The sequence below is a fragment of the Candidatus Blochmannia festinatus (nom. nud.) genome (genome assembly GCF_059936355.1).
The window spans coordinates 300,837-317,747 of record NZ_CP012116.1; the positions used below are offsets into that span (position 1 = coordinate 300,837).

General features: G+C 26.2%; 14 protein-coding genes. All 14 read left to right on the forward strand.

Annotated features, from left to right (window positions below; all coding sequences use genetic code 11):
* The first annotated feature begins 25 nt into the window (after positions 1-25).
* The 14 genes from pyrH to dnaE all read left to right on the forward strand — a co-directional run bounded on the left by pyrH (position 26) and on the right by dnaE (position 16,896).
* Complete coding sequence (pyrH, locus tag Bfest607_RS01385) at positions 26-754, forward strand: UMP kinase (RefSeq protein ID WP_500838522.1); 729 nt, start codon at positions 26-28, stop codon at positions 752-754.
* Positions 755-835: 81 nt separating this feature from the next.
* Positions 836-1,399, forward strand: coding sequence for a ribosome recycling factor (gene frr / locus Bfest607_RS01390; protein WP_500838523.1), 564 nt, complete (start codon positions 836-838; stop codon positions 1,397-1,399).
* A gap of 87 nt (positions 1,400-1,486) precedes the next feature.
* Positions 1,487-2,713 (forward strand): 1-deoxy-D-xylulose-5-phosphate reductoisomerase, encoded by a 1,227-nt coding sequence (gene ispC, locus Bfest607_RS01395; RefSeq protein ID WP_500838524.1) that lies wholly within the window; start codon positions 1,487-1,489, stop codon positions 2,711-2,713.
* Between the two features lie 192 nt (positions 2,714-2,905).
* The gene (gene uppS / locus Bfest607_RS01400; protein WP_500838525.1) at positions 2,906-3,661 is read left to right on the forward strand and encodes a polyprenyl diphosphate synthase; all 756 of its coding nucleotides are present in this window, start codon (positions 2,906-2,908) and stop codon (positions 3,659-3,661) included.
* Between the two features lie 58 nt (positions 3,662-3,719).
* Positions 3,720-4,601 carry a phosphatidate cytidylyltransferase gene (locus Bfest607_RS01405; RefSeq protein WP_500838526.1) on the forward strand — a complete coding sequence of 294 codons (882 nt, stop codon included), beginning with the start codon at positions 3,720-3,722 and terminating at the stop codon, positions 4,599-4,601.
* Between the two features lie 14 nt (positions 4,602-4,615).
* Positions 4,616-6,028, forward strand: a complete 1,413-nt coding sequence (gene rseP, locus Bfest607_RS01410) for an RIP metalloprotease RseP (RefSeq protein ID WP_500838527.1) — start codon at positions 4,616-4,618, stop codon at positions 6,026-6,028.
* Between the two features lie 48 nt (positions 6,029-6,076).
* Positions 6,077-8,521 carry an outer membrane protein assembly factor BamA gene (gene bamA / locus Bfest607_RS01415; RefSeq protein ID WP_500838528.1) on the forward strand — a complete coding sequence of 815 codons (2,445 nt, stop codon included), beginning with the start codon at positions 6,077-6,079 and terminating at the stop codon, positions 8,519-8,521.
* 83 nt (positions 8,522-8,604) lie between these two features.
* On the forward strand, positions 8,605-9,105 hold the full coding sequence (locus Bfest607_RS01420; RefSeq protein WP_500838529.1) for an OmpH family outer membrane protein: 501 nt from the start codon (positions 8,605-8,607) through the stop codon (positions 9,103-9,105).
* A 16-nt stretch (positions 9,106-9,121) separates the two neighbouring features.
* Complete coding sequence (lpxD, locus tag Bfest607_RS01425; protein WP_500838530.1) at positions 9,122-10,246, forward strand: UDP-3-O-(3-hydroxymyristoyl)glucosamine N-acyltransferase; 1,125 nt, start codon at positions 9,122-9,124, stop codon at positions 10,244-10,246.
* Between the two features lie 11 nt (positions 10,247-10,257).
* Positions 10,258-10,716 carry a 3-hydroxyacyl-ACP dehydratase FabZ gene (fabZ, locus tag Bfest607_RS01430; RefSeq protein ID WP_500838531.1) on the forward strand — a complete coding sequence of 153 codons (459 nt, stop codon included), beginning with the start codon at positions 10,258-10,260 and terminating at the stop codon, positions 10,714-10,716.
* A 4-nt stretch (positions 10,717-10,720) separates the two neighbouring features.
* Positions 10,721-11,509: an acyl-ACP--UDP-N-acetylglucosamine O-acyltransferase gene (gene lpxA, locus Bfest607_RS01435; RefSeq protein ID WP_500838532.1), complete on the forward strand. Its 789-nt coding sequence runs from the start codon at positions 10,721-10,723 to the stop codon at positions 11,507-11,509.
* A gap of 4 nt (positions 11,510-11,513) precedes the next feature.
* Positions 11,514-12,671: a lipid-A-disaccharide synthase gene (gene lpxB / locus Bfest607_RS01440; protein ID WP_500838533.1), complete on the forward strand. Its 1,158-nt coding sequence runs from the start codon at positions 11,514-11,516 to the stop codon at positions 12,669-12,671.
* 18 nt (positions 12,672-12,689) lie between these two features.
* Positions 12,690-13,322, forward strand: a complete 633-nt coding sequence (rnhB, locus tag Bfest607_RS01445) for a ribonuclease HII (protein ID WP_500838534.1) — start codon at positions 12,690-12,692, stop codon at positions 13,320-13,322.
* Positions 13,323-13,392: 70 nt separating this feature from the next.
* Positions 13,393-16,896 (forward strand): DNA polymerase III subunit alpha, encoded by a 3,504-nt coding sequence (dnaE, locus tag Bfest607_RS01450; protein ID WP_500838583.1) that lies wholly within the window; start codon positions 13,393-13,395, stop codon positions 16,894-16,896.
* Positions 16,897-16,911: the final 15 nt, after the last annotated feature.

Sequence of the window (16,911 nt, forward strand, 5' to 3'; positions counted from 1 at the left end):
GTATTTTTTACAAGGAATATATTTAATGATCAGTCATATGAGTCCAGTGTATCGACGTATTATGATTAAAATAAGCGGAGAGGCTTTGCAAGGAACTAAAAAATTTGGAATAGATTTCATTATATTAAATCGTATGGCTTCAGAAATTAAAGAATTAATAAATATAGGAGTTCAAATAGGAATTGTAATAGGTGGTGGAAATTTTTTTAGGGGTATTAATTTAGTTAAATCTGGTATAAACAAAGTTATTAGTGATCATATTGGAATGTTGTCTACTATCATAAATGGATTAGCTATACATAATGCTTTGAATGGAGTGTATGTAGATTCTCAATTAATGTCAGCTATTCCATTACAAGGAGTATGTGATCATTATAATTGGATGAAAGCAATTGATTTGTTATCTAGTAATAGGGTAGTAATTTTTGGAGCAGGTACTGGAAATCCATTTTTTACAACTGATTCTGCTGCTTGTTTACGAGGAATTGAAATTGGAGCAGATGCAATATTTAAAGCTACTAAAGTTGATGGTGTGTTTTCTGATGATCCTGAGCAATATCCTAATGATGCTATACTATATAAGCAATTGAGTTACAAAGATGTATTGAAGCGTGAGTTAAAAATTATGGATTTAACAGCATTTACTTTAGCTAGGGATCATAATCTTCCAATACATGTATTTAATATAAATAAAATAGGTGCTTTAAAAAGAATACTAATGGGATATAAAGAGGGGACTTTAATTACTGAATAATAATACATATGTATTATTATTCAGTGTTTTTAAATAATTTATTTATTTTTGATTATCATATACATAATGAGGTATAAAGTAATGAGTAAAATTTTTAAAATTCAGGAAGATTTAAAAATTCCAATGAAAAGATGTATTGACAACTTCAAAATAAATATAAATAAAATTCATGTAGGTCGTGTTTCTCCAAGTATGCTAAATTTTATTACAATTGAATATTACGGATCAGTTGTACCTTTATCTCAATTAACAAATGCTGTAGTAGAACAATCTAGAACATTAGCTATTAATGTTTTTGATGTTAATATGATTAAAATAATAGAAAAAGCTATCTTATCTTCAAATTTAGGATGTACACCTATTTCTCATGGTAATACTATTCGAATAACACTACCTGCATTAACTGAAGAAAGGCGTCGAACTTTAATAAAAATGCTTCGCATTGAAGCAGAAAAGAGTAAAATATCTATTAGAAATATACGTCGTGTTGCCAATGATAATATAAAAAATTTTCTTAAAAATAAGGAAATTAATGAAGATAATGAACGTTGTTTTCATAATGAAGTTCAAGAATTAACTAATTTTTGGATCAAAGAAATTAATTTAATTTTAAAAGAAAAAGAATTAGAGTTAATGAAGTTTTAAATATAAATTTTTTATTTTTACGAACAAAATAATTGTTTATGTAACAATATTTTATTTATTTATAATTAACAAATTTTATCAATATATATGAAATATTTAACAATTTTAGGTAGTACTGGATCTATTGGTCAAAAAACTATTTCTGTGATTCAAAAACATACAGATAAATTTTCTGCTCGAGCTTTAGTAGCCAAAAATAATGTTACTATTATGACAAAACAGTGTTTAATGTTATCTCCTGAATATGCATGTATGATATGTGAAGATGCAGCTAAAAAATTAAAAAGTAATTTACTCGGATTTGGGAAAAATAATATTAAAGTATTATCTGGAATGAAAAGTGCGTGTGCGTTAGCAGAGCTTGATGATATAGATATGGTGATGTCTGCTATAGTAGGGATAGCAGGATTGCGGCCTACTTTTTCTGCTGTAAAAGCTGGAAAAAAAATTTTATTAGCAAATAAAGAAACATTAGTTGTCGGTGGTAAATTATTTATGGAAGAAGTGCATAAATATAATGCTAAAATTTTACCTATAGATAGCGAGCATAATGCAGTTTTTCAGAATTTACCGGAAATTTGTCAAAAAAATTTAGGTCGATTATCTTCTTTATCTGAATATGGTATTTATCGTATTATTTTAACAGCATCTGGAGGTGCATTTTTAGGAATACCTATGGAAAAATTATCTACGATAACTCCAGAACAGGCTTGTGTTCATCCGAATTGGACGATGGGTCGAAAAATTTCAGTGGATTCTGCAACTATGATGAATAAAGGATTAGAATACATAGAAGCTCGGTACTTGTTTAATGCTGCTCCTAACGAAATAAAAATTTTGCTACATCCTCAATCTGTTATTCATTCTATGGTGCATTATATTGATGGAAGTATTTTAGCTCATTTATCTATTCCTGATATGAAAATCCCGATTGCGTATGCTATGGCTTACCCTAATAGAATTTCTTTAGATAATATATCTTCAAAAAAAATTAATTATGATTATAATACATGTTTTTATAGTAAATTATATTGTAATGAATTGGATAGTTCAAATTATCCTTGTCTAAAATTAGCAATAGATGCAAGTATAAGTAATAACAGTCAGTCTTCAATAATTATTTTAAATGCAGCAAATGAAGTAGCTGTAGAATCATTTTTGTGTAAAATGATTTCTTTTACTGATATACCTAAAATTATTGATCATATATTAAATACATTAAATCTAGATACACCTAACAATATAGATGATATTTTAAATATCAATCAATTAGCAAAAAAAACAACGATGCAATATATAATGCATGATATGTAATATTTTATTTGATATAAAGTATATTTGTTATATTAAATTTTAATATGAGTTGAATTTTTTGAATTATTATGAAAGATATAAAAGAACTATTATTAATTTTTATCATAAAAGAATTTAATGTCATATGGCAACATAATCATTTTTAATTAAATATATTTGTATAATTAACATATTTAATTTGTAAATACATAAATGTGTATTTCACATCAATATAAAAATAGTTTACGATATTTTTCTTATAATTTATTACCGAGACATGTTGCTATTATAATGGACGGTAATGGTCGATGGGCTAGAATTAGGGGAAGATTGCGTATTGTTGGTCATCAAGCAGGATTTTATGCTGCTCGTCGAGCTGTACGTTTTTCTATTCATTATCATTTTGATGCGCTCACATTATATGCTTTTAGTAGTGAAAATTGGAAACGTCCTAATTCAGAAATAGATTCTTTAATGCAATTATTTGCATATGCGTTAGATAGTGAAATATATAATCTTCATAAACATAATATTAAATTAAAAATTATTGGAGATATTAATCGATTTAATAAGGAACTACGAAATAGTATATTCAATGCTGAACAATTAACCGCTAATAATAATGGTTTAAATTTAAATATCGCTGTGAATTATGGAGGAAGATGGGATATTATTCAAGGAGTAAAAAAACTTGCTATACAAGTGCAGAAAGGAATTTTAAATCCATGCCATATTAATGAAAATTTATTACGTCAATATATTTGTATGAACGATATGGTTCCAGTAGATTTAGTCATTAGAACTGGAGGTGAACATCGTATTAGTAATTTTTTGTTATGGCAAATAGCATATGCTGAGTTATTTTTTACAGATATATTATGGCCCGATTTTAATGATGTAGTTTTTAAAGATGCATTACATGCTTTTATGAAACGAGAGAGGCGTTTTGGAGATAGTACTGTTATGTAATTCTAATATATAAAAAGGTATTTTTAAAAAATAACATATACTGTAAGGAGTATATGCTATGTTATATCATCGTATAATTAGTATTCTTGTATTAATTCCTGTTGTTATTTTTGCATTGTTTTTTGCATCTACAACACAGTTTTCATTATTGTTATTTATTATATGTTTAATTGGCTCATGGGAATGGGGAAATTTAATGAATTTTTCTTTAAAAATATATTATGGATGGATGGGGATCATGTGTATCTTATTATATATTGTTATGATCTTGGTTACATCAAATTATTCATACCTTAATAATTTTTGGTGTACTTTATTTGGTTTCTTTAGCTTGATTATGCTATGGTGGATTTTTATGTTAATTTTAGTAATACTTTATCCTTATTTTTCTATTTGTTGGGATAAATTTAATGTATTGCGTTTTTTATTTGGAATGTTTATGATTTTTCCTTTTTTTTTAGGAGTATTGATATTATATGGATTTAATTTTTTTAATCATAATATAAATGGAAAATTATGGTTATTCTATGTCCTAGTATTAGTTTGGATTAATGATTCTACTGCATATCTTATCGGACGTATGGTAGGAAGATATAAATTATCGCCATATGTATCTCCACAAAAAACTTGGGAAGGATGCATTGGAGGTGTATTAATTTCAACAGGAATAGCTTGGATACTTAGTCGTCAATATATTATAGTAAGTACCGATTATAGTTTTTATATAATATTGATTTGTTTTATAAGTACTATTTTGTTTTCTATAATAGGTGATTTAGTCGAAAGTATGTTTAAACGATTGTCTGGAATGAAAGACGTAAGTAATTTAATACCAGGTCATGGAGGATTTTTAGATCGAATAGATAGTTTACTTGCTGCTATTCCTATTTTTACTACTTTTTTTTTATTATTAACACATATTAATATTATTTCAAAATAAGAGATAGAATAAATATGGTAATTTTATTGCATTGTTTATGGAATTCAATAGCGTTTATTATTACAATAGGTATATTAATTACAATACATGAATATGGGCATTTTTTAGCAGCACGATTTTTTAAGGTAAGAGTAGAGCGATTTTCTATTGGATTTGGTCCGGTTTTGTGGAATTGGACATGTGCGAATGGCACTAAATATGTTATTTCTGCAATTCCGTTAGGAGGTTATATAAAATTATTTGACACAACTTCTGATCCAGTTCCTAAAAAATCTCGTGATTATATTACAGAAAATATCGTTATTAAAAATGATTCATTTTGCTCTAAACATATTTGGAAACGTAGTATTATAGTAGTTGCAGGTCCTGTTTTTAATTTTATGTTTGCTATATTATTATTTACATTAGTATATGTTATAGGTTTATCTACGTGTAAACCTATAATTAATTATATTTTACCTCATTCTATTATTGATCAATCTGGAATACCGGTGCAATCAGAAATTAAATATATAAATGATATTAAAGTTTCTGATTGGGAATCTACACGTTTTGAGATTTTAAATAACATAAATAAAGAAAAAATTTTAATTACTGTACAATTAAATAATGAAAATGACTCTCTTAAAACATATACTGTGCATTTACCTGTCAATTGGATTGATCGACCTATTATTAGAGATTCTCATGATCCATTAATAACATTAGGTATTTTTCCTGATATTTTATATATGACTGAAATTGATTCAGATTCAGAGTTGTATTGTGTTAATAAACAAAATTTATTGAAAATTGATGATAAAATTTTACTGGTTAATAAACAACCAATATATAATTGGGGTTTATTCACTCAAACTATAAAAAATAATTCAGAACAAACATTTCAGGTAGTCATAGAACGAAATAAGCACTTATTATATCTATATGCAATATTGGGTGATAAAAATTTAATTAATTCTAGTGGTGTTGTTAAAAATAACACTTATTTCTTTTTAAAAAGCAATTCTATTTTAAATGCTCAACATTTAGAAATTAAGAAATATGGATTATATGATGCGATTTTTCAGGCTTGGAATAAGACTATAAAATTAACTGTTTTTACAGTTAATTCGTTGTTTCAATTGATTTCTGGAAAAATTAAAATAACTAATTTGCATGGTCCAGTTGCAATAGCTCAAGAGGCATTACGATCAATGTGTTCTGGGTTTTGTTATTATTTAATGTTTCTAGCTGTGATTAGTATTAATTTAGGTATTATTAATTTATTTCCTTTCCCAGTATTAGATGGAGGGCAGTTATGTCTATTATTAGTTGAAAAAATAAAAGGTGCTCCATTATCTAAATTAATACAAAATATTAGTTATATCATTAGTGTAATGATATTAATATTTGTTACTATAATAGCTTTATATAATGATATTGTTTAGTAATATGTAAGCACACAATAAACATATTTAGTATACGATAATAATATTATGAAAAAAGTGATTATAGCATTTTTGTTATTTGTAAGTGATATAACGTATAGTGCTAATTTTATTGTAAATAAAATTTGTTTTATTGGATTTAATCATGTTTCTCCAGATGTGGTATTACATAAACTTCCATTTAAAGTTGGTAATATTATTAAAGATAATGATATAGCCAATACTATAAAAATATTGTTTTCCACCGGATATTTTGAGGAAGTTTCTATATCTAATAATAATTATGGAATTATTACAATAATAGTTAAAGAAAACCCTATTATTAATGAGATTATTATTAATGGAAATAACGCAATTAAAACAGATATGATACAAAGTGTTTTAGAAACCAAGAAAATTAAAGTTGGAGAACCATTAAATAATTATTCTATTTTTGAGATAACTAAAGAATTGAAAGACATGTTGCATAGCATTGGTAAATTTAATGCTACAGTTAACATTGATTCTGTAATTTTACCTAAAAATTGTATAGATATAAAAGTAAGATTGTTTGAAGGAAAAACCGCTAAAATTAGTAACATTAATATTTTTGGAAATCAATTTTTTTCTCAAAAAAAATTGATTCAACAAAGTCAATTATGTCAAAAAAGTTGGCAGAACAATTTTTTATATAAAAATAATCAATATGAAAAACAAAAAATTTTTTATGGTTTAGAAAAATTGCGTATTTTTTATTTAAATCATGGTTATGCGAAATTTTATATCAATGATATTAATATTAATTTAACAACAGATAAAAAGAAAGTTGAAGTTGATTTACATATTTTTGAAGGATCTAAGTATTTTTTTGATTCTTTAGTATTACATGGAAATGTGTTAAATCATATTCCAAATATAAAAAAATACTTACAAGTTTCAGATGGAGAATTGTATAGTAATAATAAAATTGAAGAAATAAAGTATAATATAAAATATATTCTTGGAAAATATGGATATATTCAACCTGATGTATTAATGGAACAAGATTTTAATGAGAAAAATAAAACTATTAAATTACATTTATATATAAATGTAGGAAACCGTTTTTATGTTCGAGAAGTGCGTTGTGAAGGAAATAATTTAACTAAAGATTCGATTATCAGAAGAGAAATTCAACAAGAAGAACTATTTCCTATAGATTACATTTGTGTGTTAAAAGATAAAGAACAATTAAGAAATCTTGGTTGTTTTAAAAAAGTAGATGTAGATATTGAGCCGGTACCTAATGTATTTGATCAAATTAATTTAATTTATAGAATTGAAGAACGTAATACTGGCAATCTAAATGTTAGTGTCGGATTAGGAACAGAAAGCGGTTTAAATATTCAATCTGGAATTCATCAAGATAATTTTTTGGGTACTGGAAATTCTGTATCTGTGACAGCAATAAAAAATTATTATCAAAGCTATATTGATATATCAACGTTGAAAAGGTATTTTAAAATTAAACGAGATAATATTTCTGGAAAAATATTTTATAATAATTTTTTTTCTGATAAAACAAATTTCTCTAATTATAAAATGAAAAGTTATGGAGTTAATGTTGACTATTTATATCCATTGGATGTAAATAATTTTTGTAGTATAGGATTAAATTACATATCAAACCATTTAACTAAGATAGTACCTCAAGTAGCAATATGGCGTTATTTGAATTCTATGGGTATAAATCCTGAGATTATTGATAGCAAATTTTCTGATTTTAGTGTTAATAATATTAATTTTTATGCTAATGATTTTTTAATAGTTTTAGGACAATCGTTTAATAATTTAAATGACACATATTTTCCTGAATGTGGTTCTAGTGTAAATTTTACGTTTAAATTAACACTTCCCGGATCTGATAATAAGTATTATAAAATAATGATAAATAGTAGCTATTATTATCCATTAAATAATAATACAAATTGGATAGTAATGAGCACCATATGTTCTGGTTATTCTGGAAATTTATACAAACAAAAGTCAGAGAGCCCTTTTTATGATAATTTTTATATAGGAGGAATAAGTACCATACGTGGATTTCGATTAAATAGCATTGGACCTAAAGCCGCATATTATCAGTGTGATAATTTTAATACAAGTTGCTCTAAGCATTCAATAAAAAATTCTAAAGATACTGTGGGAGGGAATGCAGTAGTATTTATAAAAAATGAATTAATTACTCCAATATCATGGATAAATAATACTCAATATTTTAATACAGCTCGGATTGCTTTGTTTTTAGATGCTGGAACAGTATGGGATACATATTGGAAAAATACAAAGGATACTAAATCTGCTGGTATTTTAGATTATGGTATTTTTGGTCATATACGAATATCTAGTGGATTGTCTTTGAAATGGTTATCTCCAATTGGTGGTCCTATAGTTTTTTCTTATTCAAAATTAATTCAAAAATATCCAGGAGATATAGAAGAACTTTTTCAATTTACTATTGGGAAAACTTGGTAAGTTTAATTAAAATTTAATTTTAATAAAATGACAAATGTAATATAAAAATGTTTAATTATATTAATGTAACTGAGAGGTTTATAGTGAAAAATCATATGTATATATTAGGAATAATTATTTGGTTAATTCAAATTAATTATGTCAGTGCTGCAAATAAAATAGCAGTAGTTAATATTGCTCATATATTTCAGCAATCTTCTCAACGTGCAGAAAGCATTAAAAAATTAGAATATGAGTTCAAAGATCGCGCTTCAGAATTAGAGATGATGGAACATGATTTGCAGATTAAAATGCAAACATTACAAAGAGATGGGGCTACAATGAAAGAAAATGATCGCAATACATTAGAAAAATCTTTAATAGCTCAAAGAGAACTTTTTTCTAATAAAGCTAAAGTATTTCAACAAGATAATCATTCTAGACAAACAGAAGAAAGAGATAAAATTCTTGATGTGATTTTTAATGTAGTTAAAAATATAGCTAAAAAAGAAAGTTATGATATAGTTATTGACACTAGTTCAGTAGTATATTTTAGTTCTAGTATTAAAGATATTACTAATTCTGTTATTAAACAAGTTGGTTAAGTAGGTAATATATTGGATGTCTTTCAGTAAAATACGGCTATTTGAGTTAGCTCAAAAGGTAGGAGCTAAACTGCATGGAAATGGAGATGTTTATATTACCCAAGTATCATCTATAGCAAAAGCACAGTCAGGACACATTACTTTTTTGAAAGATTTACGTTATCGAGATCAATTAAGTTTTTGTTCTGCATCTGCCGTTATTGTATCTGAGGAGAATTTAAAGTTTTGTCATTCAATTTCTGCACTGGTGGTTCGAGATCCTATTTTAACTTATATTAAGATAGCTAAAATTTTAAATACTCATTATTCTGATAAATTATGTTCTAATATTTCATGCAGCGCAATTATAGATACTCATACTATATTAGGTAAAGACATAGAAATTGGAAATAATGTAATTATACAATCTGGAGCTACATTAGAAAATGAGGTAAAAATTGGATCTGGTTGTTTTATAGGAAAAAATGTTAAAATTGGTACTGGTACTTGTTTATATCCTAATGTTATCGTACATTGTAAAGTAGAAATTGGAAAATATTGCATAATACAATCTGGATCAATTGTTGGATCTGATGGATTTGGATATATTAAAAGAAATGGGACATGGATAAAAATTCCTCAATTAGGACGAGTTAAAATTGAAAATTATGTAGAAATTGGGGCATGTACTACTATTGATCGAGGAGCATTAGATGATACTCATATTAAAAACGGAGTAATTATTGATAATCAATGTCAAATTGCTCATAATGTTGTTGTTGGTGAATATACAGCTATAGCAGGAGGAGTAATTGTTGCTGGTAGTGTAGTTATTGGAAATCACTGTATGATTGGAGGAGCAAGTGTAATTAATGGTCATATTAGTATTTGTGATAATGCAGTAGTCACTGGAATGAGTATGGTAATGAGATCTATTTTACAGCCTGGAATATATTCTTCTGGAATTCCTGCTCAACCTAATTTTATTTGGAGAAGAACTACTACGTTAGTTATGGGTATTATTAAAATAAATAAACGTATAAAACAGATAGAAAGGAGAATAAATTATTCTCATTGTTATAAAATGATAGGGATAATTTATTTTCTTTCTGTTCTTAGTTCAGTTGGATTAATTCTATTAATAAATTTTATTTTCAATTAGGAATAAAAATTTTGGTCACTAATACTAGCAGCGTATTATCTATAGAAGAGATCTTAAAGCTTTTACCGCATCGTTTTCCATTTTTATTAATAGATCGAGTGATTAATTTTAAAAAAGGAAAGTTTTTAAAAGCATTAAAAAATGTTTCATTTAATGAGCCTTTTTTTCAAGGTCATTTTCCAGGAAAACCTATTTTTCCAGGAGTTTTAATTTTAGAAGCTATGGCTCAAGCTACAGGAATTTTAGCATTTAAGAGTACAGGAAAATTAAAACCTGGAGAATTATATTATTTTGCAGCTATAGACGAAGCTCGTTTTAAAAAACCAGTGCAACCCGGTGATCAGATGATATTAAATGTTGAATTCATTAAAGAAAGATGTGGAATTGCTCGGTTTAAAGGAGTAGCAACAGTGAATGAGAAAACGGCATGTGAGGCATCAATGATGTGTGCTCGTCGTAAGGAAATTTAAGTTAATGATTAATCCGTCTGCTATTGTTCATCCATCTTCTATAATAAAAAAAGGAGCGAAAATTTATAATAATGTATACGTTGGACCGTTTTGTTTTATTGGAAATCATGTTGAAATAGGAGCTCGAACTATACTGAAATCGCATATTGTGGTTGATGGTATTACTCAAATTGGAGAAGATAATCAAGTTTATCAATTTGCTTCCTTAGGAGAAATTAATCAAGATTTAAAATATTCAAGAGAACCTACTAAAATAGAAATTGGGAATTTTAATCAAATTAGGGAGAACGTTACTATTCATCGAGGCACCATACAAGGGGGAGGGGTTACTACAATAGGAAATAGTAATTTATTTATGATTAATGTTCATATTGCTCATGATTGTGTAATTGGTAATAATTGTATAATGGCTAATAATGTTACATTAGGAGGTCATGTTACAGTTGATGATCACACTATTATAGGAGGTATGACTGCTATTCATCAGTTTTGTTTAATTGGTGCACATGTCATGATCGGAGGATGTTCTGGAGTAGTACAAGATATTCCTCCATTTATAATAGCTCAAGGAAATCATGCGACTCCTTTTGGTTTAAATATTGAAGGATTAAAACGAAAAGGATTTAGTCGATCTTCTATTCATGCGATTAGAAGTGCCTACAAAATTCTTTATCGTAGTAATAAAACTATTGAAGAAGCAAAAATAGCCTTGAAATTGTTGTCTATAGAATACCCTATTGTTAATGAATTTATTAGTTTTTTAATTAGATCTCAACGAGGAATTATTCGTTAATTTTATGATTAATCATCGTTCTATTTTAATCGGTATAGTAGCAGGAGAAAATTCTGGAGATATTTTAGGAGTTGGGTTAATAAAATCATTAAAAAAACATTTAAAAAATGTATATTTTTTTGGCATAGGTGGTGTACGTATGCGTTCAGAAAACATGGAATGTTGGTATATGACTGAAGAGTTATCAGTAATGGGTGTTGCTGATATTTTTTTTAAACTACCTAATTTAATAAATATTAGAAGAAATTTAATTAATCGATTTGTAAAATTAAATTTAGATGTGTTTATTGGTATTGATTTTCCAGATTTTAATATTTCTTTAGAGTATAGTTTAAAAAAAAAAGGTATTTATACGATACATTACGTAAGTCCTTCAATATGGGCATGGAGAAGCAGTCGTATTTTTTATTTAAAAAAAGCTACTCATAGTGTTTTATTACTTTTTCCTTTCGAAAAGTCAATTTATGATTATTTTAATGTACCGTATAAATTTGTTGGACATACTTTAGCTGATTTAATCCCATTACATCCTAATAAAAAAAAAATCCGGCAAAAATTAGGGATTTCTGTTTCTGATAATAAACTTTATTTAGCAATGTTACCTGGAAGTAGAATGAAAGAAATCCAAATGTTAACTAAAAATTTTTTATCATGTGTTAAATTATTAAACAATCATGTATCTAATCTTGAAATATTAGTACCATTACATGATCAAAAATTAATTGATCGGTTTGTTAAATTATCTTCATCTATTTCAATGCAAATAAAAGTTTTAAATACTCAAAAAGCATGGGAAATAATGGTTGCAGCTGATATAGCTTTAGTAACATCTGGAACGGCGACTTTAGAGTGTATGTTAGCAAAATGCCCTATGGTAGTGGCTTATCGTATGAATCCTGTGACTTTTATCTGTGTTAAAAATTTAATAAAAATACCTTGGATATCTCTACCAAATTTAATAGCTGGAAAAAAAATAGTACCAGAATTTATTCAAAAAGAATGCAATCCTGAAAATTTATCTATGGCTTTATTAACTTTATTAAATTATAATGAAACGCAGCGTTTAGAATTAAAAAAAATTTTTTATCAGCTACATCAATCTATTAAGTTAAATGCAGATGAAAAAGCAACTCATGAAATTTTAAAATTTATAAAAATTTAATGGTTTATATATTAAATAATGTGTAATAAAAAACTACCAATTATTAAAATTAAAAAATCTATATTAGTTGCTGGAGTAGATGAATCAGGATGTGGATCTTTAGTAGGCCCGGTTGTGGCAGCAGCAGTAATATTTCCTTCATTTTATCAAAAAAAAATTAGTATTATTGGTTTAACTGATTCTAAAATGATAAACAGTAAAAAAAGATTTCAGTTATATACAGAAATTAGGAAATATGCATTAAATTGGAGTATAGGTATAGTTTCTGCTTCAGAAATTGATGATTTGAATATTTTACAAGCCAGATTATTAGCAATGAAACGTGCGATTTTTAATTTGTCTATTATTCCTGATTTAATTCTTGTAGATGGAAATAAAACACCATATTTTAAAAATATATTTTGTCAGTGTTTTGTAAAAGGTGATGTTTATATACCAGTAATTAGTGCTGCTTCTATTATAGCAAAAGTTACACGAGATCAAGATATGATGATATTAAATATACAATATCCAAAATATGGCTTTAATCAAAATAAAGGATATCCTACAAAATTTCATTTAAAACAATTATATTCTTACGGACCTATAATTCATCATCGAAAATCATTTTCTCCTATTAAATATATGATAAAAAATAATATTAATCTATAATTCTTGCAGATTAAGAGCCTTTATAAACATGTTTATTAATATTGAACAATTAATATTTTGAGCGTTATTTATAATGTACCCTGAATTTATTCATTTACATGTACGTAGTGATTATTCTATGATTGATGGTATTGCCAAAATAAATGAGTTGGTTGAAAAAGCTGTTTCTTTAAACATGCCTGCATTAGCACTTACTGATTTTACTAATTTGTTTGGTCTTATTAAATTTTATAATTATTCTTATAAATTAGGTGTCAAACCAATTATTGGGTCTGATTTTTTTGTCCAAGACATATCATTAAATAATATTAATTTTAATCAAATAACATGTTTAGTTATTAATAATCGAGGTTATCAAAATTTAATTCAATTAATTTCAAAAGCATATAAGAATAAATCTAATACTGATATTGTTCCTGTAATTCAAATAGATTGGTTAAAAGATTATAATGAAGGTTTAATTTTACTTTCTGGAGGTCGTAATGGAGATATTGGAAAATTCTTATTAAAAGATAAAAAGAATCAAATAAATGAACGTTTATCTTTTTATAGTAAATATTTTCCTGATAGATATTATATTGAATTAATTCGGACTGATCGGATGCATGAAGAATTATATTTGAAATTAGCAATAGAACTATCAAAAATTAAAGGATTGCCAATAGTGGCTACTAATGATGTACGATTTATCAATAAAGATGATTTTTCAGCGCATGAGATTCGAGTTGCTATCTCCAAAGGAATGGTTGTGAATAAAATTCAGAAACTGAACAAATATAGTTCACAACAATTCATGAAAAGTGCACAGGACATGTGTATTTTATTTAAAGATATACCAGAATCATTAATTAATACTGTAGAAATTGCTCAAAGATGTAATTGTGTAATTAATTTGCATGGATCTTTTTTGCCAAAATTTCCTACAGGTTCTATGTCTACTAAAGATTTTTTTATTAAATGTGCTAAAAAAGGATTAGAAGATCGTTTATTAAATTTGTTTCCTAATGTTAAAGATCGTAATATTAATAGAAAATTATATGATATCCGATTAAATCATGAATTGAATGTAATTAATCAAATGGGTTTTCCTGGATATTTTTTAATTGTTATGGAATTTATTCAATGGGCTAAAAACAATAAAATTCCAGTTGGTCCTGGTAGAGGTTCTGGAGCTAGTTCGTTAGTAGCTTATGTATTAAAAATCACTGAACTTAATCCTATAAAATTTGATTTGTTATTTGAACGATTTTTAAATCCAGAACGTATATCTATGCCAGATTTAGATATTGATTTTTGTATGGAACATCGGGATTTAGTTATTGATCATGTTGTACAAACTTATGGTATATATGCTGTAGCACAAATTATTACATTTGGCACTATGGCAGCTAAAGCAGTTATCCGAGATGTAGGTAGAGCATTAGGTTATCCTTATGTTTTTGTTAATAATATAGCTAAATTAATTCCTGCTAAGATAGGTATAACATTAAACCAAGCTTGTTCTACAATTACACAGTTAAAGCTAATGTACAATAATAATTTGGAAGTAAAAAAGTTAATTGATTTATCTTCTCAATTAGAAGGTATTGTTAGAAATATTAGTAAGCATGCAGGAGGAGTAGTAATAGCTCCTAATAAAATTACTGATTTTTCTCCTTTATATTATGATAATGATCATACTCATCCTATGACTCAGTTTGATAAAAATGATATAGAGCAAATTGGGTTAATAAAATTTGATTTCCTTGGATTGCGTACTTTAACAATAATTGATCGATCCTTAAAGATGATTAATAATTTCAGACTTCAATCTAAATTAAATATTATTGATATTAATACAATACCATTAAATGATCAGAAAAGTTTTCATTTATTACAAACTTCGGAAACTACTGGTATATTTCAGTTGGAATCTCGAGGAATAAAAGTATTAATTAAACGATTAAAACCAGATTGTTTTGAAGATTTAATAGCGTTAATCGCTTTATTTCGACCAGGTCCTTTACAGTCAGGTATGGTAGATAATTTTATTAATCGAAAACATGGGTATGAAGCTATCTATTATCCTGATTCTCGATGGGAACATAAATCTTTACGTCCTATATTAGAATCAACTTATGGAATTATTTTATATCAAGAACAAGTAATGCAAATTGCTCAAGTTTTATCTGGATATACTCTTGGAAAAGCAGATATACTAAGGCGGGCTATTGGTAAAAAAAAACCTGAAGATATGGTAAAACAACGTTCAATTTTTATCAATGGTGCAGTTCGTAATGGTATAAATGAAATATTATCCAAAAAGATTTTTAGTCTTATGGAAAAATTTGCAGGTTATGGTTTTAATAAATCTCACTCTGCTGCTTATGCGTTAATATCATATCAAACATTATGGTTAAAAACTCATTACTCTGCTGAATTTATGGCATCTACATTAAGTGCTGATATGGATAATTTAAATAAAATAATTATTTTATTACATGAATGTAGAAGAATGGGATTAAAGATTTTACCTCCAGATATTAATAATAGTCAATATTATTTTTATGTAAATAAAAAAAAAGAAATTGTTTATGGAATTGGAGCAATTAAAGGAATAGGAAAAACTACAATAGATTTAATTGTCGAATCTCGAGATCGAAATGGAAAATTTAAAGGATTATTTGATTTTTGTGTTCGAACTGATAATTTAAAAATAAATTTTCGTATGATCGAAAAATTAATTTTTTCTGGAGCATTTGATTCATTTGGAGTACATCGATCTAAATTAATGTTTACATTAAAGGAGACAATAAATAATGCAACTCAATATATTAAAAGAAAAAATAGCAAACAAACAGACATGTTTGAAAAATATATAAACACTCATGTTCCTAAATGTAACATGTTAGATATAAATTATACTGCAGATATTAAATGGAATGATCACACTTTATTAGAAAAAGAAAAAGAAACTTTAGGATTATATTTAACTAATCATCCTGTTAATTACTATGTTAACGAAATTAAACAATATGTTCCTAGTATAGATAAAATAAAAGATGTGTTTTTAAAAAAAAATGAAGAGACAGTTTATGTTTTTGGATTACTTGTATCTACTCGTATAAAACTCAGTAAAAAAGGTAACTATACATTATTTGGTGTATTAGAAGATCAATATAATTGTATAGAAATAATTGTATTTTCAAAATTACTTAAAAAATATCAATATTGTTTAAAAGAAAATAATTTGATTTATGTTAGTGGTATTTTTAATTATGATGTTATTCGTGGTGTTTATAAATTAATTGTATTAGAAGTACAGGATATTAATGATCTTCGTAAACGCTATGTTCGTAGTTTGTCTATCGTATTAGATCGAGAACATTGTAATAAAAAATTATTGAATGATATTTATAATTTTTTAAAAAAAAATCAATTTGGTAATATACCTATATATTTTTTATATCAAATTAATGGTATACAAATTAAGTTACATTGTCATCAAAAATGGAATATCATTTTAACTGATCAATTATTAATTACTTTACGTAACTTGGTTGGATATGATCAAGTTAAATTAGAATTGCATTAATTAAGGTAGTAGAGG

What these genes read in the sequence shown, in the direction of transcription:
- bamA (WP_500838528.1), top strand. Translation starts at nt 6,077, where the DNA reads ATGAAAAAAGTGATTATAGCATTTTTGTTATTTGTAAGTGATATAACG.
- lpxD (WP_500838530.1), top strand. Translation starts at nt 9,122, where the DNA reads ATGTCTTTCAGTAAAATACGGCTATTTGAGTTAGCTCAAAAGGTAGGA.
- Bfest607_RS01405 (WP_500838526.1), top strand. Translation starts at nt 3,720, where the DNA reads ATGTTATATCATCGTATAATTAGTATTCTTGTATTAATTCCTGTTGTT.
- rseP (WP_500838527.1), top strand. Translation starts at nt 4,616, where the DNA reads ATGGTAATTTTATTGCATTGTTTATGGAATTCAATAGCGTTTATTATT.
- rnhB (WP_500838534.1), top strand. Translation starts at nt 12,690, where the DNA reads ATGTGTAATAAAAAACTACCAATTATTAAAATTAAAAAATCTATATTA.
- lpxB (WP_500838533.1), top strand. Translation starts at nt 11,514, where the DNA reads ATGATTAATCATCGTTCTATTTTAATCGGTATAGTAGCAGGAGAAAAT.
- frr (WP_500838523.1), top strand. Translation starts at nt 836, where the DNA reads ATGAGTAAAATTTTTAAAATTCAGGAAGATTTAAAAATTCCAATGAAA.
- lpxA (WP_500838532.1), top strand. Translation starts at nt 10,721, where the DNA reads ATGATTAATCCGTCTGCTATTGTTCATCCATCTTCTATAATAAAAAAA.
- pyrH (WP_500838522.1), top strand. Translation starts at nt 26, where the DNA reads ATGATCAGTCATATGAGTCCAGTGTATCGACGTATTATGATTAAAATA.
- ispC (WP_500838524.1), top strand. Translation starts at nt 1,487, where the DNA reads ATGAAATATTTAACAATTTTAGGTAGTACTGGATCTATTGGTCAAAAA.
- uppS (WP_500838525.1), top strand. Translation starts at nt 2,906, where the DNA reads ATGTGTATTTCACATCAATATAAAAATAGTTTACGATATTTTTCTTAT.